Here is a 26,864-nt window from a genome sequence, read left to right as displayed (position 1 = left end):
GTGCCTCGCCGGACGGGCAAGTGGGCCGGCACTGCGGCAGCCCAAGGTGAGATTTAGCGTCTAGCTCAGCGCTATGTTGCAGCAATATGCCTAAGCATTGCCGCAACATCGCTTCCACGTTGCTCCGAAACGTCTTCGAGAGCTCGTCTCGCAAGCTCCTTCAGAGTGTCGGCAGCCGTCCTTCCTGCCTTGTCCAGGCCGATCGCCTTGCCTCTCCTCTTGTCAGGTAGAATGTCGATCCTCACGTAGCGGGAGCCGAGCAGTTCCCTGACCAAGCCAACGGCAAGGGCTTGTTGCGCCGTGACGGTCAATCCGAAGAGATCGCGGAGTATCATCCATCGCAGCACGCCGGATGCCCGCCCGGGGCGAAAGACCTCTCCCATGGCTTCTGCTGCCGTGCCGACGGACAGGAGTTTCAGCTCGCTGGAATGCCTGCCAAAGGAACTCATGGCCTTGATGATCACGATGGCATCCGGAGCGTTGGCAACTATGCCCCCGTCGACGAAGCTGTTTTCTCCGATGACGTGCTCTGGGAAATATGTCGGTGCTGCGGCGGTAGCAAGGGCAACGTCACGCAGCACCACGGCAGCTCTGCTGCCTGCGAAGGCGCCGCTCTCGAACAGGACCGTGGTTGCATTCGTGGAGCTCACCGACGGCACAAGAAGCGGCTTGCCGATGCTCCCCAAGCCTCGTTCTGAGAACCCGCCGAGGACTTCGTCGATGGCTTTTTCGAGTCCCGCCTGTGAATATCGCGCGGACAGGAGGCCCAATCTCGGCACAGGAAACAGTCGCCGTCCGAACATTTGCAGGCGCCTGTCAAATATGCCCGATCCCAATCGTTCAAAGGCGTCCCTCATCTGCGAGGCAGGAATGCCAGCGGCTATTCCGCAAGCCAGGATCCCGCCAATCGACGTCCCCGCGATCAGATCGAAGCACTCACGAAGCGGCCTGCCTGCCTGTTGTTCCAGTTTTTCGAGGATAACCGCCGTGAACAGACCGCGGTATCCGCCCCCCGACAGGCTTAGAATCTGGAAAGGAGAGGTAGCAGCGGCAGGTGTTCCCTGTGTTCTGTGTCGCTTGATCCCGGCCATTAGTATGGATCAAGCACTTGGAGATCGGGCAAACGGGCGTGATAGGGTTGCCGACGTTCAATGAGAATGAGGTTGCGGTCGATGGCCGTTGCCACGACCATCCTTTGGATGTCGCTGAGACTTATGCTCTCGCCTTCGTCATCGAAGACAAGGTCGTGGCCTTGGATCTTCGCCCACATGAATGCCGCGGTTTCGTCGAACGGTTCGACCCTTTGCGTCCTTCTCGCGATTGCGTGAAATTTCCTGAGCGCAGAATCCAACACTTCGCGACCGTCATCCTGGTCTGTCGCCGAAATTTCCGACTGGATTTCGCCAAGAGTCACAACGCTCACGCCAACATTGTCGATCTGGGCCGAGTTTATGAAGTCCTTAATTCGCGGTTCGCCGCAAAGCAGATCCATCAACGTCTGCGTCGAGAGCAGATACATTCTAAGTCACATCGTCAAATCGGATTTCAGATCGTCAATTTCCCGGTACCGTTTCAGAGGACGTCTGTTGCGGCCTCGTGCTACGACGATCCTGCGGCCCAACGGCTCGAAACCCATGGCGTCAAGCGCTTCGCCAAATGTTTGAGGCCTCATTGCGACGCTCACTAGATCGACCAAGTCCTTCAGAGATATCATGACCGTCATTTCATCCTTCCTGCGGCCGATCAATTGTACGGATCCTTTCTTGACCTTGCCTAGAACCGCACTAAGCGTGTCGCGAGCCCCGCGCACGGTGAGCGGATCACCGCCGACCTCAACCAGGGTCTCCACCAATCCGGTCTCGATCTCCTCCTTGCTGGTACCGCTAGAGCCCTGAATCTGCCTTGTCAGCCTTTCGTCCATGACGATCTCCTTCGTTTGCTCAATATGGCAAGGTGGCCACATAACGTCAATATGTGGCCACGCCAAGAAAAACACGAATAGAGCGGCTATTTCATGATCGGCAGTCACACGCTCAGGGCAGGCGGAACGCTGCCAGTTCCCTGAGGCCGACGGATTGCCGATGAATAGGGTCCGGAGCATGCGGCGTCTGTACACAGACACGCCTGAGGTCGACTACCTGAAGGGGGTATGCCGTGGTATGCGATCAGCAGGAATGCGATGCGACAGATCGCAGACACGGTAGAGGTGACGGCTAAAACGCTGCAATCTTCAGACCCAAAGGAAACTCTGGACAAGCGCCAGGAACTCTTCAATCGGGACGCTGCACAACTCGCTGACTGAACCCCGGCGGATATTCGACGCGTCGAAAACTAGCGATTAGGTCGAACGATAGACGCGGCTGTCCTAGAATTCTTTGTTGGCGGGGCTTGGCATCGTTACCTCATCGATGTCGTTTCTGTCGCCAACTTGATTGTTCAAATTCGCGATGCGGTCGATGCTAATTTCCACCGTGGTAGCGGTGCTGTCCATTGACCGGCCGTGCCAGGAGGAAGCCCGCCAATGCTCGATCAAGGACCTGGCTTCCTGAGCGCAGAATCGCCGAGGACGTTTCATTACCTGCATGGCCGTCTTGCCTCCAAGCTGAATCCTTCTTCCATGGTGTGGTGTTGGTCTTTCGGACGCAAGCGCTGGCCGTCGGGTTTCGCACCTCCGGTGCCTGCATACGCTTGATTCCTGATCGACGCCGCCGGCTGCGAGCGGAGAATGGTGGCTCGCCACGACTTGCCCGAGAACGTCTGAAAGGCGATCGGACCCCCTCGACCAGAACGAGGTTGGAATTCAATCCGACTCCTTCGACCGTTCCTAAGGCTTTGGCCGTTGTCCGCTTCGAACCAGCCGCCGATTCGTTATCGAGCAGGATTCTACATGCCCTGTGACAACTTGGAGCCGATACGCTACCACCTCAGGACGACACGGGGGGTGCTATGGCTTCGTTTTCCCAGGAACAGCTGCAGGCCATTGCGGATGCGCTCGCGGATACTTCGGAGGGATTGAGAGGCCCTGAGATTGGTCACCTGCTGACGAGCTGTCATATCAAGGATACTGACCCGGCCATCACGAAGAGACATCGTCTCTACAACGCTTTCGCCCATGAACAGAATACGCGCCGCGATCGCACTCGCATCATGGGGTTCATCCGGAAGGCCATGAAGCCGGCGCGGTTTGCCCGCGAGCCCGAACGCTTCGAACCAATGCGTGCGAACCTCAACCGGGCGCTCGCGTTCACGGGACTTTCGGTCGCCGCCTCTGGCGAGCTGTCGAAGGCAGAAAAGGTCGAGACGCTCGGGCAGGCGGAGCGGCGGGCGCGGGAGCTGCGCGAAGACCTCGCGTCACGAGGCGTGCATCCGGACGTGATGAAGTTCTGTCGGCAAGAACTGTTGCAGGACAACTATTTCCACGCCGTGCTCGAAGCGGTGAAGAGCATCGCCGCCAAAGTGCGGTCCCGCACCGGGCTCGATGACGATGGCGCCGTGCTCGTCGACAGGGCGTTTTCGGGGACGCCACCGATGCTGGCAATCAACGCCCTCGGGACCAAAAGTGAGCAGGACGAGCAGAAGGGCTTCGGCAATCTGCTGAAGGGGACGTTCGGGATGTTCCGCAATCCCACCGCACACGAGGCACGGATAAACTGGACGATGTCGAAGGAGGATGCGGAGGACTTGCTGTCGCTTGTCTCGTTGATTCACCGTCGTCTGGACGCTGCCAGCATGCCACCGCGAGCATGATGCTTCAGGCAATTGCGGCAGTTGACGCCGCCGTATCTGTTCTATATTTGTTCCCGCCACCATGAAACAGGCATCGCTCCTCATACGCTGATCGCGCACCGCCGCTGCACCCTCGCAGCGGCCGATTCATTCTTGCGTATGCGTAGGAGCGTCCCGTGACCGCCCACCCCGAAATCGAAACCGACCAGCCCGCGTCAGTCCGCGCCGATGCCGCGCGTCTTCATTTTCATCCACGTGGAACCGTTCGTTGCGTCGGCGCGCCCCTATTCAGGAACCAGAGCGCGCGAGACCTCGGATGCCTGCTCGACGTCGATCCGTCAGTCGTCGAATGGTCATGCCTCCCGCTCGTCCTGGTCCGAGACGGAGACAGCCATGTTCCGGATTTTCTTGTCGTCCGGGAGGAGGGGACTTCGATCGTCGATGCGGTGTCGGAAACCAGTCGTCTGGAGCCATGGATCGAGGATGCTGCCGCCGAGGCGGGCTATCGATATGAAGTCCAATCGATGATCCTTGCAGGGCACAGGCTGGCCAATTCCATGGACCTGCTTAGGTACGCCCGCTGGAATTGTCCACTGGGAGACCGGGTCCGCGTGCTGGCGGCGTTGGACGAGCACGGTTCCCTCACTGTTGCCGAATGCCTGACTGCCTTCCATGAGACAGTCCCGATAGCAGGGCTTTCGTCGCTGGTCCTGCGACGTTTCGTCGAGATCGTTCTCGACGACGCCAGGATCGGACCCGAGACAGCCGTTCGCCGCATTCGCGGCTGAACTTCTGGACATCGTCGCTGCTGCGCCGCCGAGCGCGCAAAACCATCAAGTCAGGACATCCAATGAAACGCATTTCGAAAGCGCTGAGCATCAAGCTCGCCTCGAACGCGACGCGGTTCGCCGCTTATTGCTCGGTAATGCGTGCACTCCGGCATCAACGGGACTTCCTGTCGGGAGGACCGGCCGTGATCGTCTTGATCGCACCGAGGAAAGAGGACGCAGAAATTTACGAGGGCGCGTCCAAATTCCCGGCGCAGGGGGAATCGCTCATCACCGGAAGCGTGTACGATCGTCAACGGACACTCGTCATGACGGTCAAACCGGAGGGCCGGAAAAAGTCCGAAGGGTTCGATCTCCTGGGGATCACGGGTTCCAACGACGGCATCATCGTCGTTACGCATTCCCGCGACCTTCTCGCGGAAAACGTTGACGCGGTTGCAGATGCCGTGCTGGTGCTTCCGGCCATCCAGCCCCGATATCTCAAGGCGGCCGCCCGTTTCTGCCGCAACCAGATCCTGTCGGACGAGGATGCTTCATTCCTGGCGACGGTCCCTCTGCATGTTCTCGCCGCAATCTGGCGCAAGGGCAGGGCGCTGGACAAGGTCTTGCAAGCGGCTCGCGCCACCATGGTCGCTCCAAAGTCGAGCGTAGGGCAGGGACCGACATTGGACGACCTCCATGGACTGGGCGCCGCTGCCGACTGGGGGAGGGAGCTTGCCGTCGACTTGAAGGACTGGCGCGCAGGCAAGATCGGGTGGTCGGAAGTCGACAGGGGAATCCTGCTCAGCGGTCCGCCGGGGTCGGGCAAGACGATGTTCGCCGCGGCTCTCGCGCGATCCTGCGGAGTCCATCTTGTTTTGGGTTCGCTGGCGCGCTGGCAGGCAATGGGCCACTTGGGAGATCTTTTGAAAGCGATGAGAGGCGCGTTCGCAGAAGGCATGAAGAACGCGCCTTCGATCGTGTTCATTGACGAAATCGATTCCGTTGGCGACAGGAAGACCTTCTCCGGGCACAACGCACAATATAGCCGCGAGGTCGTCAATGGCCTGCTGGAATGCCTCGATGGATCCGATGGCCGGGAAGGTGTCGTCGTTGTCGGGGCGACGAATTTCCCCCGCATGCTGGATGCGGCGCTGACCCGTCCGGGCCGTCTCGACAGGCATGTGAGCATTCCGCTGCCGGACATGTCGGGACGGCAGGGAATTCTCGGTTGGCATTTAGCTGAGGCGTCGTCTTCTCTAGACCTGACTTCAGTGGCCGCTCGCACGGACGGCTGGACAGGGGCGGCCCTGGAACAGCTCGCCAGGCAGGCGCGTCGCCGTGCGCGCCGTGCGCGGCGCGACCTCGAAACCGCGGACTTGCTCGCCGAGTTGCCCGAGCTCATGTCTCTCCCGAAAGCCTTGCTGTGGCGAAACGCGATCCACGAGGCGGGCCACGTGGTCGTCGGCCTGACGCTGGGCGTCGGCGATTTCAGGAGCGTGGAGATCATCGACACCTTCGACCCAACAGGCGAAACCACACAACGGGGAGGAGGGGCTCGTTTCGACGAGCAGCCCTTTCCGGAACGGACGAAGGCCGGATTCCTCGACCGGATCGCCGTCGCGCTTGCAGGACTTGCAGCCGAGGAAATTGTGTTCGGTTCGAGGTCTGCCGGAGGAGGAGGGAGGAAAGGTTCGGACCTTCACACCGCCACCGTGACCGCCCTGCAGGTGGAAGCCGCCTACGGGCTGGGTGCAGGCTTCACGTTTCTGTCTGGGGCAAGCGAGGAGGAACTGCTGGTGACGCTGCATATGAACGGCAGTCTGCAGGCCCGGGTGGAAAACGTCCTCGCCGCAGAGTTCCGTCGTGCGAGGGCGCTCGTTGATGGCATGAGACCCGAACTTGAAAACATTGCGGCGGCGCTACTTCGTGATCGGCGCCTGTCGGCAGAAACGGTCAAGGAGCTAATTTCGCGCCAACCTCGGCTCAAACTGCGCGACGGATCCGGGAGCAAAACTGCATAATTATGGTCATAGAAACTAGGATCGGCACAACGTCGCAGGAATGAGCGGAACTCATTATTGGGGGCGGGCTGAGGCCGGTCGTGGGCAAAGTCAGCGCGGCACAGACACTGCCCATTGTCCTTCAGGCGGAGCCGGACAATTTAGCGATAGCGATCGCCGATACAAATCGCTCTCGGGTGGCGGCCCGAATGCGCTGCAAGCCGAACTGCTCCGCTAGCTTTTCAATGATCTGATCATCGGAAAGCCTGACACGCAAATACGGCGACGCCAAGCTGGCGAGTTCGGCGAGCGGCGTGTCGGCATGGGATCGGCCTCCATCAGCCGATACCCGGAAGGGCACCGGGCGATCCGTCGCCGAACCTTCCGGCCAGAACACGTCCCGTTCCTCCTCACGAGATCGGGGAAACTGCGGGTCTACGGCGTCGGTCACCATCTTCTGTATGGTTGAACCCGTCCGCTCCATGCCATGTGCCCTCGCGATCCGGATGGCGAGAATATCACCGTACAGCGGACCTTCCGTCTGAATAACCTGCGCAATCAGCTGTCGAAGAGTTGGACGATAGCTTGCCTCATAAAAGCGATCATGATCCGGCGTCAGCCCAGCGAGACCGAAATCGGTGACGGCATAAAACCCTGGCATTTGATTGACGGGTGACTTGGAGGTCGCAGCCTTCGCGACATGTAAGGAGGAAGACGTGGACCGCCCTGGCGGCTTCTGTCCGGCCTCCGCGCCAATGCGATCGACGACGCTGCAGATGTGATCCAGATACAGCCTCTTTTCCACCGGGTCGGTGCCGGACCTCTGGTAGTGCGGGACACGAGTGAACCAGTCGTCTGGATCGGTGATCCTCTGGCGAACGAACGTTTCGATCATAGCTTCGCGAAGGATGGAACGATGCGGCTCCCAATTGGAGGCCGACGGTCGGATGACCTTTTCCCTGAACGCCGCCAAGGCTTCATACGCCTGATCAACGGTCAAGCTACCGCTTTCCTCAAACGGGTCGTCGCCGTCCTCGGTTTCCGCCTGCACGTCGGAAATCGCGTGCTCCGCTATTGAGTCAAACAGGGCTTGGCTATCGATGTCATCGTCGTCTTCTGTTTCTGGCCGCTCGGCGATCATGACCTCAATCGCCGGCAAGTACGTGGGGCCAAGTCGATAGTCCTGAAACGCCGACATTGGCTTAGTCCGCAGTTCCTCAAGCCGCTTGAGGAGCTTTTCCGTCTGGGCATCCGGGTTGTCAAACCAATCGGTCGACCACACCCGAAGGATATTCCAGCCAAGGCCCCGTAGAACCTCTTCGCGCAACCTGTCGCGGTCACGGGCACTCTTGCTCGAGTGGTACTGAGCTCCGTCGCATTCAATGCCTGCGAGAAACATTTCCGGATGGTCCGGATGTCTTATTCCCAGGTCTATCTTGAATCCCGAAACTCCCACCTGCATGTCCACGGCATGGCCACGTGCGCGAAGACGAATGGCCACCTCGGTTTCAAATTCACTGTCGGCCTCTCCGCCGATCAGCTGGACCGCTGCACGTCCCTCGGTTTCCGTATATTCGAGGTATCGCTTCAAAACGTGGACGCCCTCTTTGCTCGTTTCCGTCGGTCTGACGTCTTCGGAGCCAAACGAAGCGAAGAGACCAATGCGGATCCGGGCCCGGGAAAATAGTACGTTGAGACGACGATGACCCTGCTTGCTGTTAATCGGGCCGAAGCGCTGCCGCATGACAGTCGCACCGGCTTCCTTGCCGTAGGTCATCGATATGAAGATGAAGTCGCGTTCGTCGCCCTGAACGTTCTCCAAGTTCTTCACGAACAAAGGTTCGCCCTTCTTCCCGGCTTTCTCCCTATATGTCTCGACGAGTTCGTCATCGCCCGACATCCGTCGCAGGGTTTCCTCAATGAGGTCTCTCTGGTCCGTGTTGAGCGCGACAATGCCCAGGGTGGGAAGGGAATCCTCATCGCTGTTCGAGAAGTGCCGCATGAACTCTATCGCCTCTTCAGCGACGCGCTCGGCTTCGGCGACATTCCGCCTGGCCTTGTATTCCCCATTGACGCGAAGCAGGTCGACAGAGAAAGAGCCGGGTTTTGCGGCAGGAAACGTGACGAGGCTGCCCTCGTAAAAGTTGTCGTTTGAAAACCGGATCAGACTCTCGCAACGGCTGCGATAATGCCATTTCAGGCGTCTGACTTCGCCGAAAACCTTCTGGCATCGTTCAAGGATCGACTCGTCATCGATCTCGTCCGCATCTTCGTCGTCCGTGGCCGGATTGTCGCTCGAACGCTCAAAGAAACTCGTCGGCGGAAGCTGTTTCGGATCGCCGACCACTACGATCTGCCGCGCACGCAACATGGCGCCCAACGCATCTTCCGGCTTCATTTGGGACGCCTCGTCAATGACGAGCAAGTCAAATTCAAATCTGCCTTGCGGGAGAAACTTTGAAAGCGAGAGGGGCGACATCATGAAACAGGGCTTTAGAGCCCTGACAGCTTCGCCAGCCCTTCCCATTAGACCGCGAACTGGCGTGAAGCGCTTCTGTTTCGGAAACTCGTTCGCCAGAAGGCTCATTTGCGTCCATGTCTTCACCGATCCATTGCGGAGGCCGTTCGGCGGCTGCCTTGTGAGCAGACGCGCCCGGACAGTCTCGCGGTCGCCAAGGATCTTCTGTCTGTCACGCTCGGCAAACGTCTTTCGTTTAGCATCGAGTTCGTTGCCAGTCCGGTTAGCCAACGACGAGGAGAGACGACGGGCAGCCTTGGCACGAAGTCGGGAAACAACCGCGTCAAATACCGCCGGAAGCCGCGAAGGAGGGACCAGCAGCCCATCTGTCTTGAAAAGGAATTCGACGAGGCCTGCTCCCTCGATTTCAGCTCGGGAACTGCGGAGGGAGATGAATTCCGAAAGTTCTTCTCTATGTTCCAGGAGCCTTTCAAGATGCGGGATCATGGACCGCAGATCGAATGCGTCCATGCCACGAACCCCGAATTCATCAAGACGCTTCGCCGAGTGGCTGAGCTGGCCTGTAACGCGGTCATATGACTCAGCCATCTCGCGAAGTCGGTCGCGCCATGCCAAGGCATCCGCAGAGAGAAGCCCTTCAAGGATCGGTCCGGGCAGTCGCGCCGATTTGACTGATCGCACATATCCTATGGCGTCTTCAGTTTGCGCGACCCCGTCGTTGTCAGGCGCCAGCGAGCGCACCGCGACGGCGAATAGAGATCTTTCGACCGCGATCAGCGCTTGCGACAACCGTGTCCTGGCGGCATCGATCTCGGCGAGGGTCGAGAGCGAAAGCGTGGAAGATGAGAGCCGGTCATCCGGGTCCAGTCCGAGAACACGCTCAAAAGCTTCCAGATTCTTTGTGCACTGTTCCGCGGCGTCCTCGATCGGGTGCCCGTCAATCAATTCATCGAACCGTGCCCGTCCGGTTCTATACGGATCTGCCGTTCGCGAAAGCTTTGCGAATGCGGAGACAGAACCTGCAGTCAATCCGACTATGGCTTTGGCAACGCTGTTTCCGGAGGGAAGCCCCGTGAGCTTGTGCTCCAAGGCTTCGCGCAGCTTGATCCCCTGATCGATAGCCACGAACGGCGTTGCCATCCCTGCCCAGGCTTTGCCAATCGCGGCTTCCGCGTCGCGATGGGACGCGAACACCTCGACCGACCGGACATGTTTGGAGATTCGGACAAGCATGTCGACGGAGTTCGGTTCTGCCGGAAGCCGGAGCCGCTCCAACAATGCGCTCGCGGCTTTGACGTCTCCGCGTATCGCGCTGAAGAGCCTGCCGATCCCGGTCTTTCGCAATGCAGCGCCGGCTTCGTCAAGTTCCCGTGCATCCGGCCATTTGGGTTCGGTGAACCCTCTCGCCGCTTGGCGAAGTTCCAACTCTTCGCGAGAAAGAGCGTTCCATTGATCAAATAGCAGGCCGAAAATAGAGGTATCAATCTGGACAGCGCCGACCCATTGCAGATGCTCAGGGTGAGCGCTCTCGGTAACCTCGAGAGCTGCTGCAACAGCGTCGAGAGCGTGAACGGGAGCGGACCCTCCCAAGCCTAGCAATTCCATTGCTTGGCCCATCGATTCAAGCGCGTCGAGGAACCCCTTGTTCCGGTGTATCGTGCGGTAGGCATAGGCCCGCAGGCCGACGGGGCTAAGCTCGGCAAGGTCTTGAGAAGGCAGCGCTGAGATGATCGCACGGGCCGTATCAAGAGTCGGCGCGTCGAGATCTCCTGCTGACGGCAAGTCGTCGACTGCTTGAACTGCCGAAAGGTACGAGGATTGAAGGGACAATCCATGCTGCAGGCCATCGAGATCGATGGCGGCAATCTTGCCTATCGTCGAAGGGCTCGACGGCTCCGGTATGATCTTGTCGGCGGCCGAAACCGCATCTCCATCTTCGCCGGAAAGAATATCCAGACCCTCGTGGCGATCCATAAATTTCGCCAATTCCGCAGCTGCATCTCGAAGGCTTTGGATCGCCACGAGAAACTGATCGCGCTCGTACGCGGGTAGGTGGCCCGGAGGGGTCACACTCCATGGTGATGCCGACGGGTGTCCATAGGAATCAAGGAACGCCTGCGCGCTCGCCGCGAAGATCTCCAATTTACCTCTGACGTCCCGCAGGTTGCGTGGATCGCCCAGCAGATCGTCCGGCATATGGACGTCGTTGAAAAAGTCGCCAAGATCGGCATTTACCGAATGTCCTCGGATCGACTTCCAAATCAGTTCGAACGGAGTCGCTCCATCGTCGGCTTCGGAGTGCAGATCGTTCAGGTACTCAGAGATTTGGGCCCGTGCGAAGGCCCACGTCGTGTCCTCCTGTGCCGTAGCTGCCCTAGCAGACCGCCCGACGCCGATTTCGTATCGGCGGGCGAGGCTTTGGACCACAGCTTTGGGAGACGATCTGTCGGAGTGCAGCTCCAGGCAGAACTCGCCAACTCCGGACTTGTCGAGCCGCCGTTTGACAACGTCGAGGGCTGCCTGTTTCTCGGCCAGGAAAAGCACCGTCTTCCCAGCAGCCAGGGCATTTGCGATGATGTTCGTGATGGTCTGGGACTTCCCAGTCCCCGGGGGCCCTTGGATCACCAAATTCTTTTGCCGCATCACGTCCACGAGAGCGCTGTGTTGCGAGGCGTCGGCGTCTTGGATCAGGATCGGGGCGGACTTCTCGATCTCCGGATCGTCGATAAGGTAATCTTCAGGAGAATGGAACGAGGGCCCATCACCATCGGCGCCCTGCTCGAAGCCGCTTAGGAGCGAGCCGACAAGTGGATGTGCGGCAGGGTGGTTCTGCCACTTCTCCGGCTTGGTGTCCTCGTAGATTGCTATGCGGCTAAAGGCGAAATGGCCGAGCACTAGCCAACGCCGAACCCGCCATCTTTTCAATCCTTCGATGCTTGCCTCGACCTTGGCCAGATAGCTCTCGACGGACCCCCCGTCGTCGGCGTCGCCGAAATCCGGAAGGTCTCTGCCAAATTTCGTTTCCAGGAATTTCTGAAGGCTGATGTTTGTTTCCGCAGCGCCTTCGCGCGCCGCAACTTCATAGACGTGCTTTCCTCGCACCTTCTGCCGTTCGATCTTGACAGGGAGAAGGAGGAGGGGCGCGTAGATCGGCTTGTCGGAGGCGTCGCTGTCGTACCATTCCAGGAAGCCGAAAGCCAAAAACAGCGTCGACAGGCCCGCTTCCTGTTCGGCGAGCCGAGCTTCTGCGGAGATTTTCTCCATTAAAGCCTCGAGCTCGTCGGGATATTTCAACGTCTGGAGAAAGCGGTCGGAGTGCGTCTTCTTCGTGCCCGCCGGTTGGAACTCGGGACTCGGGTCTATGCCGAGCGACCGCGCATGTTCGTTGCGATTGACGTCCGCGCGCTTGGGTCGAGGCGGGAGTCCAAGTTGGGAACGCACGCGGTCGCGAAGGGTCCTCTCGAGCCGTTCAACGGCCATTTCATCATCGGTTGCGCTGGCGACCAAATTATCCAGCGCGGTCAGATAATCGATGTCGGAAACCTTTGCGTGTTCGAACGCGTCAACGAACTCCTCGGTCTTTTCTTCTGGCGGGAGGCCCGCGGGCTCATCGAGATGGGCAATCCTGAACGAGCCGTCGTCATCGACGAGTTTCGAGTATGCTTCCTCAAGCACCTCATCGACAATCTGCAACTGGCGTTTTGAGCGGGCGCTGATCGAGTAATTCAGCATCCGATTTGCTTGGTCAAATCCAGAAGCTTTAGTCGCAGCTGCTCGTAGATATTGCCAAGTCTGTCCAATTCGCCGCGATCAAGCATCCCAAACCTGTCGTTCATTTCCGCCAGACGGACGACGTCCACCCCGGAAACGTTGGTATCACACCTGCGATTGGGAAGTGACTCCCGAATTTCCGATGGACCCGGAGGAGATGCGAGATCGACGCCGGCGAGTTGCAATTGCATCTCGTCGCCCCCATCAAGTGTCTGACTGGGCCTATTGCCAGGTTCTGCGGCTTGTTTACGGGCGGCTGCTACACTCCTCTGGAGTTGCCCAGCTCGATGTGTCGAGCGGTGCTCTAGTTCTCGCCACAACAGCTCGAGCGTAGGTCCATCGGATCGCATCTCTTTGAAAATGCGTTCGAGTTCGTCAATTCTTTTCGATTGGTGGGGTCGAGAGGGCATGATGCGTATGGTTCAATGTTACAGGCCAATTCTTCTCAAAATTGTTTCCGGCTATCAAGCACGACGGCGGTACCGACAACCGACCGCAGACGGCACTTCCTAAAGCATCGGCAGGAAGTTTCCACTGCAATCCCTGGTCATCCGCGTAGCCGCTTCGATCTGCATACAGGTGACAGATTCTGAGGTCCTCCTCTGCCGCAACTCATGTAGATCGTCATTATTGTTGTCCGCGCGCGTTTCTTTGCTTAAGAGATCACCCACGGGCTGACCATGGGAAAGTGGGCAAGGGGTAAAGAGTTGACGAAGACGTTTGACGGGCTCAACCGGATCTTGGAAAAGGTCCGCGAGACGAGTCATGACTTTGTGGTCACGACTGAAATATTTCCGAACCTGGACGTGGACAGAGTCGCGAGAGACATGAAGCTCGCGGAAGAAGGGCAGACCCGCGGTGCGCTCAACCAGCCCTCGAAGAGCTCGAAAGCACTTGACGACGTCGAACTGGCGATCGTCAGCAAGGTCCAGGACACCAGGAACACGGCGTACAATAACCTGGAAGACCAGCTCCATTCGTTCGCCAGCAGGCTTGGCGGCCTGGACTTCGAGGGGCAGTTTTCCGACATCCACAAGGCAAACGCCGAAGGCGTTTCCAACTTCAAGGCGGAGGTGGTCAGGGGACGCAACGAACTCCATGGTTTGCGACGGGCACTGAACGCTGCCGAAGAAGACTATGCCGATTTCCGCAGGCGGCATGGGATCACGCGCGCCCCGCGACTGTCGGAGGGCCATGTATGGTTCTTCAAGGTGTCGTTCCTGTTCTTCCTCTTTCTCATCGAGGCGATCATGAACGGCGTCTTCCTCGCGAAGGGAAGCGATATGGGAATTGTCGGGGGCGTTACCGAGGCCATGAGCTTCTCGTTCCTCAATATCGGTATCGCTTTGGTTTTCGCCCTGTTTTGCGTCAGCCTCACCGTCCACCGGTCGCTATTCCTGAAGCTTCTCGGATACCTTTCCATCGGTGGCTATGCTGCGCTAGCCGTCGCGCTGAATCTTGGACTTGCTCATTATCGAGAGGTAGCCGGGAGCATTCTCGAAGATGCTGGACCTATCGTTATGGATAGAATCCGGCATGATCCGCTCGGACTCGTGGACATCAAATCCTGGCTGCTCTTCGGCATCGGCCTGATGTTTTCGATCTTTGCCTTTATTGACGGCTGGTATCTGAAAGACCCGTATCTCGGATATGCGGCAGTGTACAAAAGGCTCCTTTCGGCGCGCACGACGTACGCGACCCGTCAGGAAGACCTCATTGAAGAACTGCTCGGCGTACGGGACGACCACAATGAGAAGGTCGACGAGATCATAAGGGATCTCAGCGGCCGCCGCCGGGACCACAATGCGATCATCGCCCACCGGGCGAAGCTGCTCTCCTTGTTTGTCCAGTACCAAGAGCAGCTCGAGCGGACTGCAAACGTGCTGCTCAAACGCTATCGGGAAGCCAATACCAAGGCACGGACGGAAGCAGCTCCGAAGTACTTCGACGGCGCTTACAAGCTGGACCGCATTCAACCCACGAAAGCAGGGGAAAGCGAACTGACGGATAGGGACGTCGCCGAGTCCATACGCAAGGCACAGGCAGACCTATCCGACCAGATCAGAAAAATCGCCGCGGTGTGCGACGACGGCATCGACCAATACCGTGAACTGGACAAGCTGCATCCGGAGACGGCTCCCAATGGCTAGGACGAGAAGAAGGAAAAGCCGCAAACCGGGCCGCTTGGGCACTATTGTGGCCGGCATATGTTTGCTCGTCCTCTCCGGAGCATTGATCGGTGGATTGGGATACCTTTACGCGAAGGCCAGTTCCCAAACGAAGCTGGCCAAGGAAACCTTATGTCCGCTTGACGGTCCAGTGGCGGTGAACGTGTTCCTGGTCGATACGACCGATCCGATCTCCGACACGACGCTGCTCGATATCAAGAATAGGTTCCAAAAGACCGTGTCGGCGATCCCGGTCGGCGGATTGCTGGAGATTTTTGGCCTCACCGAGAACCCGGGCGAACTCGTCAAGATGTTTGACGGCTGCAATCCCGGTGACGGCTCCTCAGTCGACCAATGGACCAATAATCCGGCTAGACGCCAGCGCCAGTGGGAGGAAGCCTTCAGCAAGCCGTTGGAGAAGGTTTCGGAGAGCATTCCTAACGACCAATCCGGCAATCAATCGCCGATCATGGCAGCCATTCAGCAAATCAAGCTCACGGTTTTCGACAAATTTTCGAAACCCGGCGCCGCGAAACAGTTGATCGTCGCCTCCGACATGATCGAACACACCAAGCTGTACTCCCAGTACAAGTCAGGCGTCAGCTACGGAGCGTATCTGAATAGTCCAGCGAACGCCAAATACCGAACGACGCTGGACGGGGTTGACGTAGCAATATGGTATGTCGATCGCGCGGCCAAACCCTTTGACGGGCGCGATCATCTGGAATTCTGGGCTAAGTGGGTCGTAGAAAATCGCGGCAACTTTCTGCCGTCGCCACGACTGGAGGGAATGAATTGAACCGTCACACAGTCGGCGAAGAGTTTTCGACCGGTCTTCTCCGGAACCTGCCGCTTTATGCCTTCGCCGCGTTTACCCTCACCGGTTGCATTTTCATCGCAGTCTCGAAGCTGTGGGGGGTGAATCCGTTCGTTTCCATGACGGTCCCGATCATGCTCATGATCGGATATTTGTCGCTGTCCTGGTTTTCGGGGCGGATCCGGCTCCACGAAGAGCAGACCGGCGACAACCTCTATTACATGGGCTTCCTGTTCACGCTGTCGAGCTTGGGCGTTTCCCTATATCAATTCACCTCAGTGTCTTCGACAGACGATGTCATCCGGAACTTCGGCATCGCGATCACGTCCACGATCTTCGGAATCTCTCTCCGCATCCTCTACAACCAGACGCGGCGAGACGTTCTCGATGTCGAGAGGGCGACACGCCATGAATTGGCAACAATGACGCGACGCGTACGCTCGGAGATGGAAAGCGCCACGCGCGAATTCGCCGACTTCCGTCGGGTGAGCAATCAGATGATCAGCGAGGGGTTCGACGAGATCGTCAGGCATGCTGATGATACTGGGGAGCAACTGAAGGGCGCTTTGGAAAGGATGGCGAACGAAGCCATCAAGCCAGTTCAGGATGCGTCGGCGAAACTCAGCACTGCGATCGACGCCAGCTTTGGTCAGATTGCATCCAAGCTCTCCGAAATCGCGGAAAAGGTCGACAGCTCCGGTGACGTGTTCGAGAAGGCCAACAGCGGGATGGCCAGCTCGACGTCTCAACTCGGAAGCCAAGTCGACGCCGTGGCCAGGAAACTCGAAGCGGTCATGATACCCGAAGCCGTCCTGAAGAACGAGCTCGGTCCGCTTGTCAGGGAGCTCGGCAAAATCGTCGTCGACTACGGCGCCAGGACCGAGGCCCTCAGCAAAGATCAGGCTCACCGCATGGACCTGATCACCAATGCCGTCGCGAAAATCGTGGAGACAAGCGGGAGGTCGCTTCAGATCATGGAGAAGTCGGTAGAGGCGTCGGCTCAAGTTCAGCGGAGCACAGACAGCCTCGCTCGCCACATCCAACAACAGAATGCGGAGATGCAGAAGTTCCTTGAAAGGATGCTCCTCGAAACGCGCGCAGGCTCTAAGCTCGGCGTATTCGAACCTCTATCCGATGGCGCTTCAGGGGGGGCAAACGGTGTTCACCATTTCACCGACGGCTTGGGGTCGACTCCGCTTCTCGACGACATCGTTGCTTTGGCCGCCCCTGTCGAAGTTCAAGCGCAGCAGCCAAACGGCCAGGATGCGCCCGAAGCGGCAGGGGATGCAATTTCCCCCGTGAATAAATCTGTCGAGAGTGAATCTGACAGCAAGCGGTGGTGGAACCGTCGTTGAGCACTCAGGGAACGTCCGTCTCAAGCGAGCAGAGAGGCTATGGCCGCGGCCTTATTCTCGGTCTCACCATGGCCGAGTCCATGCTGTTGCTCGTCTTCTGCCTCTTGTTGGCTGCTGGTGCGATCATCGCGAGAGAGCGGTCCACGTCCGAACACATCAAAGCGGACAAGCTGGCGGTCGAGGTTGAACTTCAGAAGCAGGAGGCCTCCAACGCTCTGCTCGAAGAAAAGCTCGAGGTGTTCCGAAAGACAGTTGCTGGTAGCGACGAACTCGAAAAGGAATGGCGGGAACTGGAACTCGCAAAAACGAAGGTGGACCAGATATTGGAGACCGGTCTCACTCTCGAAGAAGTTGTGCCCATGGCAGTACGGCTCCGGGATTCCGGGCTGACTGCCAACGACATCGAAAAGCTTGCCCCAGCGATCAAAGTGCTCCGAGACAAGGTCGTCGTCTCACCCTCGAAGCAGACGCCGGAAGAGCAACTTCTTGAGGTCATCCGCAAGGCTAAGGAATCTGAAGGCAACGCAAAGCCCCACGAATGGCCGCCGATTATCAGCCTCAGCGAAACGAACGGATACTTCTTCAAGTCAGGCAGCGCGGAACTCAGCCCGAGCTTTGACGCGGCCTTGCGAGAAAACACTGCCGGACAGATTGCGGACATCGCCGCGAAATATGCGGTGGACGTCGTGGAGGTCATCGGGCACACCGATGAGCAGAAGATCTCGCGTCTTGGATCAAACCTTGATGCCGAGCTTCAAGACGTACTCGGCGGCACTGCCCCCGTCGGCGTACTGCACCCTGCGGACAATGCGGGTCTGGGGTTAGCGCGTGCGATTGCCGTAGCCAAAGTCCTGAAGAGCGTACCAGCTCTCCAGGCGGTTACCATTCTGCCCATGTCGGGGGCCCAACTGATCCTTCCCGACGACACCCTCACCAACGGAACCCAAGCAGGTGACGTGAAATCGCGGCGTCGGATAGAGATCCGGGTCAGGAAACGCAATTCGCCTTCGACAACGGAGATCGGCGCGAAGATTCAGTGAGGCAACTGCAGCACGGGTAAGACGGTTTCGACGATCAGCGAAGGGCGGGTCGCCACCCTGCAGCCAGTGCTTCGGCCTCCGAACAAAACCATCGCTCGCCCTTGCTCAGCGTGATTTGGGTCCTGTCGTAGTGTTCCTGGCCGGGCACGTGATAGATGCGTTCGCCCGACGAATTGATATTGCCTTTGATGTTGCATCCGTCGGAACCGGACGAGACGCCGACAAGCGGTACGATCGGCGCGGTTGCAGCCTTGCCATTCCGGCGATCCGCCCTCCATTCCCACGGACGTTCAAACGCGCCGATCCATATCCCTTTGCCTTCGGCCTTTGCCGCCGCCTGCAGGTCGGCGTAGGCGCCGTTGCTATAACGCGGCCAGTCAAGAGCCCAGCCATCCCTGACGAGTGCGGCCTGAACGCTTTCTCCGTCCGCCCTGAAGCAGTTCCCGACGAAACGGCCGTAACGGTCACGGGCGACGAAAACGCATCGGGTCGGAGATGAGGCGGCCAGAAATTGGTCCACCGCTTCGGCCGCCTTTGCACCGCATCGATATGCTTTGCCATTTCCGTCTGCACAGGTTTGAGACGACTCGGGCGCGTCGATGCCATTGAAGCGGATGCGCTTGCCGTGGATTTCGATTGTGTCACCGTCGATGACGGAAGCACGGCCGACCAAATCCTCCTGATCCGAGGAAGCTTTGCCCTGAGCGTAAGAAATGATTTCCGGACTATTTCTTGAGACGAAGCTCCACCCGAAATATCCCGCAATGCCAGCAACAGCGAGGGCAGCTGCGACAGTCCAACGTCCGCTTCTCTTCGAATGCAGTCGTGAACGTCGCGTCATCGACCTTGCTTCGCGCCGTCGCTTAAGTCGGACACGATGGTCCATTGCCGCCCCCGATGCGCTGAACACAATGCGCCAAAACCGCACTTTTCGCCATATGCTGTGGGAAAAGCTCGGCTAACCCGTCCGTGTCAAAACCCGGCTAAGTTCATGCCACTAGGGGTGTTCCTGCCGCGGCACAAGGCCTCCACACGCTTGGATCGCCGAACGAGCACGAATGACACTGACGTCGACTGCTGGAAATGCTTCAGTGGCTGGCAAAGAATTTGTCGCGGAGCTTCCGAATATGCAATTATTCGGGGAAAGAACATCCAAAGCAAGCCGGGGGCGACGATGGGGTGGGTGCTTGCGGGCGTGGCGTTGGCCGCCTGGTTTTTCTACCGCGCCGTAAAGAATAAGGAACGGAGCGTTCAGCCACCCCAGCTGCGCGAGTTCGCCGCAACGCGTAGCAGCGTCACCGAAGATCCATCTGAGGCCCGAGCTAGAGAGGCGTGGGTCGATCCTCGAATTAAACCCGATCCAAGATTCACTGGAGGCCCAGACCAGCGGGACCGGCGTCTGCCAGGGCCCTCGGCGCCAATTGGCGACAGGCTTTCTGCGATTAGGACTCCTGCCCGATGGATTCCGCCCGGCGAGAGCGTGCGGGTAGGAGGAATAACCATCTACGCGGGCATGTTTTATCTCGGCGGAGCCTTCACTGGAACGAGTTCGGACCGCGGAACCAATTGCCTCGTGGATCCGTCGTGCACGGTCGCCCCGTCGGGCAGCGATCTATCGGGCAGTCTCCTACCTTATTGGCCGTCATATTCGAACATTCCACCCCTCGCCAGGCGGACTTATCTCGACTGGCTTGCGGGCGGAAGGAACGACCCGAGTATCGGCATTGGTTATGTCTTCCTGTTTTTCTACGGCCTTGAGCGTCGCCTGTTCGTGGACGCCGCCAAAGACGAGGCGCCTGCATTGATCGCGGAGGTCAGGCGCCTCCTTGCCCTCCACGGCGAAAATCATTCGTTCAAGAACTACGCGTCGAAATTCCTTGACGTTGCGGAGTTCGTCAAAAGCCCGGAAATCCCTCGGCCGGCACTCTCGATCGATCTCAGGAACGGATACGAAATGCCGTTGTCCGTCAGGCTCCATCTAGGGCGCAAGCTCGCCTCCGCAACTTCTTTCGACGGCACGGACGCACTCCTCTGGGTGTTGTCGCTTCCGGACACTTATCTCCGAACGCCTGCCACGAGATGTTTCGATGAACTTGCCGAGCTTTGGCAAATGCGGTTCGCGTCCCGCCACCCGCAGGGACTCAAGGTCAATCCGCCAAAAACCAAGCTTAAGATTGAATATCATGCGGCGAGCGGCGGCTTCGACTGCAGGCTCGACCTATCCGACAGCGAGACCAGGCCGCTCCCCGACATCGCCGCGATTTCCGCACCCCTCGATGGCCTGCGGGATCTCCTCAATGCGTGCACTGATGAACTCGCCTCGTACAGCCGCCTGCTGGGGAAAAGTCCAGAGGCGAAGGGCACCATCGAGGCCGCCTTCCTGTTGCCAAAGGAGTTGTTGACATCACCTTCGGTAATGGGAACCGCCGTCCTGGGGAATGTCGAACAGCTGTTCGGAGAGCGCAGCATTGCGGGGGTAAGGGTAGGTCAACTCGCCAAGGCATTGGGAGTGGAGACCCAACCGAAAGGCAAACTTCCCTCCGGGTTCTGCAATCAAGTCGGAGCCTTCATGGACAAGCTTGATGTAGGATTCGAGCCAGATCGCAGATATGGCGGCCGAAATCTCGATGCCGACGGTTATGTCCTACTGTTCAAGGCGAAAGACGGGGCGCCAGTAGATGGCGAGGCTCCGAGCTACGCTTCTGCCAGAGCCATGGTCGAAGTCGCTGCGCTTGCAGCCGCTTCAGATGGGAAGATCGAGACTAGCGAATTCGAATCGATCAAGAGCGACATCCGGTCGGTTCCCGGCCTCGGCGGAATTGAGCGCGCCAGATTGATGGCTTATGCGAGCACGCTGCTGAAGGATGCTCCCGCCCGACAATCCGCTATGCAGAGGCTGCGCAGTGTCAGGGCCGAGGCACGCGACAGTGCGATCCGATCGGCCACATCGGCCGTGCTAGCGGACGGACATGCCGCTCCGGACGAGGTGAAGTTCCTTGAGCGCTTGTATAAAACGCTTGGGTACCCAGTGGAGGACCTATACTCCACGCTTCACCGCGGTTCGGTAGTCCTGGACGAGCCCATAGCCGTCACACCGGAAACGCGGACGGGCGGTGTTCCCATTCCCGCCGAAGCCTTGGCGCCCAGAGCGTCCGGCTTACGGATCGACCATGCTCGGCTCGAACGGATAAAGTCGGAGACGTCAGCGGTTTCCCAACTTCTCGCTGGCATATTTGTCGAAGACGAGCCGCTTTCTCCGCCGCCGGCCCCGATGGAGGCGACCCTGCGAGGAGACTCGAGGTTTGAAGGACTTGATGCGGCTCATGCCGAACTGCTTTCCTGCCTTCTTGGAGCCGGGGCGCTAAGCCGTGACGCATTCGAAGACGCGGCGCGGAAACTTCGGCTGTTGCCGGATGGCGCGATCGAAACGATCAATGAATGGGGCTTCGACAAGTTCGACGAACCGATCCTCGACGGAGAGGAGCACATTGTGGTCGTTGAACATGTTCGGATGGAACTGCAGAGGGCGGGAGCGGAAAGATGACGACAGGAACGACCATCAAGTCGCGCGACCGCGACGTCATCCTCCAGGCGCTTGCCGCCGGTGTGGTCCCCAAGACGGGACTTCGCCACGTGCAGGTCGGAAGGGCCGCGGAAGTGGGAGCCCTGGTCCGGGATATTGATCGCCTGTCAGATGGCGGTGCGGCGATCCGATTCGTCATCGGCGAGTACGGGGCGGGGAAAACGTTCTTCCTGAATCTCGTCCGCTTGATAGCGCTTGAACGGAAATGCGTGACTATCCACGCCGACCTTGGTCCCGACCGCAGAATTCATGCGTCTGCCGGCCAGGCGAGGGGACTCTATGCCGAGGCTGTCCGGAACATGGCCACCAGGACGAAGCCCGAGGGAGGCGCGCTGCCGAGCGTCGTGGAGCGTTTCGTGACTGACTGCATGAACGAGGCGGGAAGGAAGGGCGCGCCTGTCGAGCGCGTCATAGACGAACGCCTTGCCCATCTTCAGGAGGAGGTCGGCGGCTACGACTATGCGACCGTGTTGAAGGCCTACTGGCGCGGCAGCGAGGAGGGCGACGAGGTCCTCAAGACATCAGCGCTACGGTGGCTGCGTGGCGAATATTCAACGAAGACAGAAGCAAGACAGGCGCTGGGCGTCAGGAGCATCATCGATGACAATGACATCTATGACGCGCTGAAATTGCTCGCAGCATTCGTCAAACTCGCCGGCTACGCCGGCCTGCTCGTTGTCTTCGATGAAATGGTGAACTTGTACAAGCTCCAGAGCGCACAGGCACGCAACCAGAACTTTGAACAAATTCTGCGCATGCTCAACGACGTTCTTCAGGGGAATTTCGGCGGCATCGGCTTCGTGTTCGGCGGCACCCCCGAATTCCTTATGGACACTCGCCGGGGCCTTTACAGTTACGCCGCACTGCAGTCGCGTCTGGCGGAGAACGCCTTCGCGACGAACGGCCTCGTCGACCTGTCCGGCCCTGTGCTCCGCTTGCAGAGCCTTACGCCAGAGGACCTCCTTATTCTCTTGTCCAATATCCGGTCTGTGTTCGCACATGGCGATCCGGCGGAACATCTGGTTCCGGATGAGGCGCTTCCCGCGTTCATGGAACATTGCAGCAAGCACGTGGGAGAGGCTTATTTCAGGACGCCTCGCAACACGATTAAGGCGTTCGTCCAGTTCTTGGCGATCCTTGAGCAGAACCCTGGAACAGGATGGGAAATCCTTCTCGGACGGGTCGATGTCGCGCCCGACGTCGAGAACCCATCAGCGGAAGAAAGCGAAGGCGGCGCCGAGGGCGGGGATGAGAATCTTGCCAGCATCAGGCTCTGAGGAACGTTCCGGCTTCGACAGGCTACATGAGACGATCCGGCGCTGGATTTGGGAACGGAAGTGGGAGGAACTGCGTGACGTCCAAGACAAGGCGATCGCCGCGATCCTGAGCGGCGAGAACGACGTCCTGATCGCTGCCGCTACCGCAGCCGGAAAAACGGAAGCAGCTTTCCTGCCTATCCTCACGAAGGTTGCTGATCGGAAAGAACGCGGCTTTTCAGTCCTGTATGTCAGCCCGCTGAAAGCCCTCATCAACGATCAGTTCCGCCGCCTCGATGATCTATGCGAGCGGATGGAGATCGACGTAGTCCGCTGGCATGGAGACGCTCCGCTGTCCGCGAAGCAGCGAGCGAGGCGCGATCCGCGCGGTCTCGTCCTGATCACTCCGGAATCCATTGAGGCAATGCTGCTCCGCCGCCCGGGTGACGCGAAGGCGATGTTGGCTTCGCTGGGCTTCATCGTCATCGATGAATTGCATGCTTTCCTCAACGGACCACGGGGACTGCACCTTGCGAGCCTTCTCCATCGGCTGGATGATTTGGCCGCGAAGCCGGCGAGGCGTGTCGGCCTTTCGGCCACGATCGGCGACCTTGCCGTCGCCGCGCGCTGGCTCCGGCCTGAGAACCCTTCTTCCGTAGTGATCGTTGAATCCGCAGCTGATTCACCGGAACTCCGTCTTCAGATCAGGGCCTATGCAGATTCCGAGGAGGTCGAAGACTCTGATGGCCTTGAGAACGAAGAAGGGCCCCCAACCGCCCTCGATCTGATTGCCGACCATGTCTTTGCGAACTTGCGCGGATCCAACAACCTTGCCTTCGCCGGATCGAGAAAGCGTGTCGAGGCGTTGGCCGATCGACTCCGCATCCGGTCCGAAAAAGCGGCCGTGCCGAACGAATTCTTCCCGCATCACGGGAGCTTATCGAAGGAACTTAGAGAGGAGCTGGAGGATCGGCTGAAGAAAGGCGATGTTCCTACCACTGGCGTGGCGACGACGACGCTTGAGCTCGGGATCGACATCGGCTCGGTCAAATCGGTGGCGCAGATCGGCGCGCCACGGTCGTTGGCGTCATTGCGCCAGAGGCTCGGGCGCAGTGGACGCCGGCGTGGCATCCCGGCCGTTCTCCGGATATATGTGCGCGAGCGAAGCCTCGCTGCGGATTCCGATCCTCTAGATCGGCTGAGGTTGGAGACGGTGCGGGCAGCTGCCTCGGTCCTTCTCCTGATTGAACGGTTCGTCGAGCCTCCGTCCATAGGCAGCGCCATGGCGACAGTAGCGCTTCACCAGACGCTTTCGATGATTGTCCAGGAAGGCGGGGCGCGTGCTGACCGGTTGTTCCGATTGTTATGCGGTGCCGGGCCGTTGTCCGCGCTCGACAAGACTGACTACGTGGAGCTTCTCCGGTCGATGGCCTCGCCGGAACAAAGGCTGATCGAGCAGGCGCCAGACGGGACGATCATGCTTGGTGCGATCGGCGAACGGCTCACGAGCGCCCGTGATTTCTACGCCATTTTCTCGACGGACGAGGAGTGGCGGCTGGTCTCCGCAGGGCGCACGTTAGGGACGATCCCTGTCTCCAATCCGGTGGGGGTCGGCGCAGTAATTTCGTTCGCGGGCCAGCGGTGGCGCATCATTGCAGTGGACGATCGGGGAAAAGTGATCGAAGTCGAACGGCATCGATCCGGGAAGATCCCGAAATTCGACGCCCTTATGAACGAACCGATTCACGACCGGCTCGCGACCGAGATGCGAGCAGTCCTGTCGTCGATAGAAATCCCTGCCTATCTCGATTCGGCCGCGACAAGTTTCCTTGAGCAGGGAAGGGCGGCATACAAACTGTTGGGGCTAGATGAATCGCGGTTTCTGCGAGCAGGCAAGGATACCCATATCCTCACCTGGAGAGGTACCGATGCGAATTCGGTCTTGGCCTTCGCTCTGGTTTCGGCTGGCCTGGAATGCGTGGTTCTCGACGTCGGGGTCACGGTCATCGAGACGACGCCAGAAGAAGCTGTTGCAATCCTGCGGCAGATTGCTGAGCGTCCGCCGGACATTCAGTCGATCGCGGGTTTCGTGGAGAACCTTCGGACGGCGAAATTCGACGAGATGGTGCCGGAAACCTTGCTACGGCGGCTGTGGGCGAGGGCGCATTCAAGAATCGGAGAAGACTTGGGGATGATGGCAGGTGAAGTGCTCGCGTGTGGGGTTTGAAGCTCTCAACCGATAGCAGGCAGCCAAAGAAAAGGCGCCCGACAAGGGGCCTGCCCCTAACCGATATGTGGCTTACTTAAGCGTCTTCGCGGTATCCTGCATGCATAGCTCCGTCAGGGGCCGCTCCGGATGAAGACAGGATCTTCGTCTTCTCCTTCGTCGGCGGTATTGGCTGTGGCCATCCGTATGGCTTGCCAGGCTGTGTCGGCTCCGGGGACGCTGAAGTCCTCGTCCATCCAGCGGATGAACGTCCTTGTTCCCATCATCGGCAGGTCAGCACGAATGGCTCGGATTGCGTCGCGCGCATTACAATCGTCAACGATGACGATAATCTCTTCATCCAGCAGGCGGGCTTGCTTCAAATCCTGGACCGCCGAGAGAAGGCTTCGCTCGCCGCGGTCGCTCCAGGAAGGGCGCAGGTCATCCGGCTTTCCCGCGCGCTCCCAAAGCAGCATCTCCCGGCGGTATCTTTCACCCTCCGCGGTCGCAAGAATGGTGATCCTGTCGCCGTTCTTATCGAGCCATCCGTCGATGTAGGTTCGCGTAGTCCGCCGCTGATCCCTGTCGTCGCCTGGATCCCGGGTAGCTTCGGCGGCCACCATGTCCGTGATCGTAACCGGGCACCCGGGCATGAACAGCCAATCCAAGGCCTCGATACATCCCAGTAGGGAAAGCGGGGTGTTGTCCAGAATCAGGAAACGTGGCCTGCGAATATCGCGACTGGCGAGTTTATCGATCACGGGGGCGGTTTCCAGACTTGCTGCGCACCTCATGCAATTCGGCTTCAACCGCAGCTTCATTTGTTCCCGACAGAGCGTCGTCCGCCATCTTCCTTGCGGCGATCTCGAAATGTCTGACGTTATATCCGAGCGGGTCGGGAATATGGCGGATGGTTCCCCCTGTCGTCGGCAGCAGATCGGTCGGCACAGCTTCCCCGGCAATGCGCTTCAGCCTACAAAATTCCTTCACAGACAGCATCACGTTCCTTGGCTTTCCGTGGGACGTGATCACCGCACCCTCGTCGGAGGCTGCTCTTTGCACGTCTCCAGTCTGCTTGTGAAGATCGATCGAACTGAAAGCTCGCATGGCAGCCTCCTATTTTGCGACGTATTATACGTATTTTCGCCATTCGGCAGCAGCCGCCACCAGATGCTCCCTAAACCTCTCCACAACTCGAATTGACAATTCGGGGTTTGACCAGATATTAAGGCGATTGCCCATATTTTAAGGCAATCGACCATAAACAAAGGCGAACGATGATGCGCTCGGAACAAGAGAGCTCAATTAGCAGACCGCTCACCCTGATGCTCGGAGTAAACTCGAACCTCAGGGTTTTACGCGCGCTGGTGCAGCATGGAGGGATGCTCGCCGCCTCCCAGATCGTCAGGGTGAGTGGACTTTCCCGTGAAAGCGTGAGGCTTGGTCTCATTTCGCTTGAGACCTCGGGGATTGTCGTTTCATCCGGTTCGCAACATGCGAGAGTACATCGTTATAATGACGGCCACTGGCTTGCGCCTCAGTTGACGGCGCTTTTTGAAGCCGAAAGAGATCGATTCGTGGCGATCAAAGACGCTGTGCGCCAGAGTGCTGCCGGGATGCCCGTCTTTAGCCTGTTCATCTATGGCAGCGCCGCTCGCGGAGATGACGGTCCAGATAGCGACCTCGACATCGG

At 58.9% G+C, this 26,864-nt stretch carries 20 protein-coding genes; 11 read left to right on the top strand and 9 right to left on the bottom strand.

Annotation, left to right across the window (positions count from 1 at the left end):
• Positions 1–71 precede the first annotated feature (71 nt).
• From ACFFNA_RS11045 to ACFFNA_RS11030, 4 genes are all read right to left on the bottom strand, one after another.
• Positions 72–1,091 carry a CBASS cGAMP-activated phospholipase gene (locus ACFFNA_RS11045; RefSeq protein WP_378918130.1) on the bottom strand — a complete coding sequence of 340 codons (1,020 nt, stop codon included), beginning with the start codon at positions 1,089–1,091 and terminating at the stop codon, positions 72–74.
• Complete coding sequence (locus ACFFNA_RS11040; protein ID WP_378918128.1) at positions 1,091–1,519, bottom strand: type II toxin-antitoxin system VapC family toxin; 429 nt, start codon at positions 1,517–1,519, stop codon at positions 1,091–1,093. The genes ACFFNA_RS11045 and ACFFNA_RS11040 overlap by 1 nt, the downstream gene beginning before the upstream one ends.
• A gap of 6 nt (positions 1,520–1,525) precedes the next feature.
• Positions 1,526–1,921, bottom strand: coding sequence for a hypothetical protein (locus ACFFNA_RS11035; RefSeq protein ID WP_378918126.1), 396 nt, complete (start codon positions 1,919–1,921; stop codon positions 1,526–1,528).
• A gap of 444 nt (positions 1,922–2,365) precedes the next feature.
• On the bottom strand, positions 2,366–2,533 hold the full coding sequence (locus tag ACFFNA_RS11030; RefSeq protein ID WP_378918124.1) for a hypothetical protein: 168 nt from the start codon (positions 2,531–2,533) through the stop codon (positions 2,366–2,368).
• Between the two features lie 413 nt (positions 2,534–2,946).
• On the opposite strand from ACFFNA_RS11030, the gene ACFFNA_RS11025 reads away from it, so the two are divergent.
• From ACFFNA_RS11025 to ACFFNA_RS11015, 3 genes are all read left to right on the top strand, one after another.
• Positions 2,947–3,747 carry a TIGR02391 family protein gene (locus ACFFNA_RS11025; RefSeq protein WP_378918122.1) on the top strand — a complete coding sequence of 267 codons (801 nt, stop codon included), beginning with the start codon at positions 2,947–2,949 and terminating at the stop codon, positions 3,745–3,747.
• A gap of 155 nt (positions 3,748–3,902) precedes the next feature.
• The gene (locus tag ACFFNA_RS11020) at positions 3,903–4,514 is read left to right on the top strand and encodes a hypothetical protein (protein ID WP_378918120.1); all 612 of its coding nucleotides are present in this window, start codon (positions 3,903–3,905) and stop codon (positions 4,512–4,514) included.
• Positions 4,515–4,576: 62 nt separating this feature from the next.
• A complete protein-coding gene (locus ACFFNA_RS11015) occupies positions 4,577–6,517 on the top strand; it encodes an AAA family ATPase (protein ID WP_378918118.1) in 1,941 nt (646 codons plus the stop codon).
• Between the two features lie 121 nt (positions 6,518–6,638).
• Here ACFFNA_RS11015 and ACFFNA_RS11010 read toward each other — a convergent pair whose 3' ends face one another.
• Together ACFFNA_RS11010 and ACFFNA_RS11005 are read right to left on the bottom strand one after the other, a co-directional pair.
• Positions 6,639–12,707, bottom strand: a complete 6,069-nt coding sequence (locus ACFFNA_RS11010; protein ID WP_378918116.1) for a DUF3320 domain-containing protein — start codon at positions 12,705–12,707, stop codon at positions 6,639–6,641.
• Entirely contained in the window at positions 12,701–12,937 is a 237-nt protein-coding gene (locus ACFFNA_RS11005) for a hypothetical protein (protein WP_378918114.1), read from the bottom strand. Before ACFFNA_RS11005 ends, ACFFNA_RS11010 begins: the two co-directional genes overlap by 7 nt.
• A gap of 516 nt (positions 12,938–13,453) precedes the next feature.
• On the opposite strand from ACFFNA_RS11005, the gene ACFFNA_RS11000 reads away from it, so the two are divergent.
• The 4 genes from ACFFNA_RS11000 to ACFFNA_RS10985 are packed head-to-tail and all read left to right on the top strand — an operon-like array spanning position 13,454 to position 18,126.
• Positions 13,454–14,896, top strand: a complete 1,443-nt coding sequence (locus tag ACFFNA_RS11000; protein WP_378918112.1) for a hypothetical protein — start codon at positions 13,454–13,456, stop codon at positions 14,894–14,896.
• A complete protein-coding gene (locus ACFFNA_RS10995) occupies positions 14,889–15,713 on the top strand; it encodes a hypothetical protein (RefSeq protein ID WP_143748657.1) in 825 nt (274 codons plus the stop codon). Before ACFFNA_RS11000 ends, ACFFNA_RS10995 begins: the two co-directional genes overlap by 8 nt.
• On the top strand, positions 15,710–17,086 hold the full coding sequence (locus ACFFNA_RS10990; protein ID WP_095081565.1) for a hypothetical protein: 1,377 nt from the start codon (positions 15,710–15,712) through the stop codon (positions 17,084–17,086). The genes ACFFNA_RS10995 and ACFFNA_RS10990 overlap by 4 nt, the downstream gene beginning before the upstream one ends.
• Positions 17,083–18,126: an OmpA family protein gene (locus ACFFNA_RS10985; protein ID WP_167391973.1), complete on the top strand. Its 1,044-nt coding sequence runs from the start codon at positions 17,083–17,085 to the stop codon at positions 18,124–18,126. Before ACFFNA_RS10990 ends, ACFFNA_RS10985 begins: the two co-directional genes overlap by 4 nt.
• A 34-nt stretch (positions 18,127–18,160) precedes the next feature.
• On the opposite strand, the gene ACFFNA_RS10980 is transcribed toward ACFFNA_RS10985, so the two are convergent.
• Positions 18,161–18,967 carry a thermonuclease family protein gene (locus tag ACFFNA_RS10980; RefSeq protein ID WP_378918110.1) on the bottom strand — a complete coding sequence of 269 codons (807 nt, stop codon included), beginning with the start codon at positions 18,965–18,967 and terminating at the stop codon, positions 18,161–18,163.
• A 36-nt stretch (positions 18,968–19,003) separates the two neighbouring features.
• Here ACFFNA_RS10980 and ACFFNA_RS10975 point away from each other — a divergent pair, with 36 nt between their 5' ends.
• Genes ACFFNA_RS10975 through ACFFNA_RS10965 form a run of 3 tightly spaced genes read left to right on the top strand, consistent with a single transcriptional unit; the run spans position 19,004 to position 25,192 of the window.
• Complete coding sequence (locus ACFFNA_RS10975) at positions 19,004–21,670, top strand: tellurite resistance TerB family protein (protein WP_378918108.1); 2,667 nt, start codon at positions 19,004–19,006, stop codon at positions 21,668–21,670.
• Positions 21,667–22,986, top strand: coding sequence for an ATP-binding protein (locus ACFFNA_RS10970; protein ID WP_378918106.1), 1,320 nt, complete (start codon positions 21,667–21,669; stop codon positions 22,984–22,986). Before ACFFNA_RS10975 ends, ACFFNA_RS10970 begins: the two co-directional genes overlap by 4 nt.
• Positions 22,958–25,192 (top strand): DEAD/DEAH box helicase, encoded by a 2,235-nt coding sequence (locus ACFFNA_RS10965; RefSeq protein WP_378918104.1) that lies wholly within the window; start codon positions 22,958–22,960, stop codon positions 25,190–25,192. Before ACFFNA_RS10970 ends, ACFFNA_RS10965 begins: the two co-directional genes overlap by 29 nt.
• 113 nt (positions 25,193–25,305) lie before the next feature.
• On the opposite strand, the gene ACFFNA_RS10960 is transcribed toward ACFFNA_RS10965, so the two are convergent.
• Both ACFFNA_RS10960 and ACFFNA_RS10955 read right to left on the bottom strand, forming a co-directional pair.
• Complete coding sequence (locus tag ACFFNA_RS10960; protein WP_378918102.1) at positions 25,306–25,932, bottom strand: hypothetical protein; 627 nt, start codon at positions 25,930–25,932, stop codon at positions 25,306–25,308.
• Positions 25,922–26,278, bottom strand: coding sequence for a type II toxin-antitoxin system Phd/YefM family antitoxin (locus ACFFNA_RS10955; protein WP_378918101.1), 357 nt, complete (start codon positions 26,276–26,278; stop codon positions 25,922–25,924). Before ACFFNA_RS10955 ends, ACFFNA_RS10960 begins: the two co-directional genes overlap by 11 nt.
• A gap of 173 nt (positions 26,279–26,451) precedes the next feature.
• On the opposite strand from ACFFNA_RS10955, the gene ACFFNA_RS10950 reads away from it, so the two are divergent.
• Positions 26,452–26,864 (top strand): nucleotidyltransferase domain-containing protein (locus tag ACFFNA_RS10950; RefSeq protein ID WP_378918099.1); only part of this gene is annotated, 413 nt, incomplete at its 3' end.

Source organism: Mesorhizobium kowhaii, from assembly GCF_042431665.1.
Lineage (GTDB): Bacteria > Pseudomonadota > Alphaproteobacteria > Rhizobiales > Rhizobiaceae > Mesorhizobium > Mesorhizobium kowhaii.
Note: the sequence above shows the minus strand (reverse complement) of the source record. Positions and strands in the feature narration are given on the sequence as shown.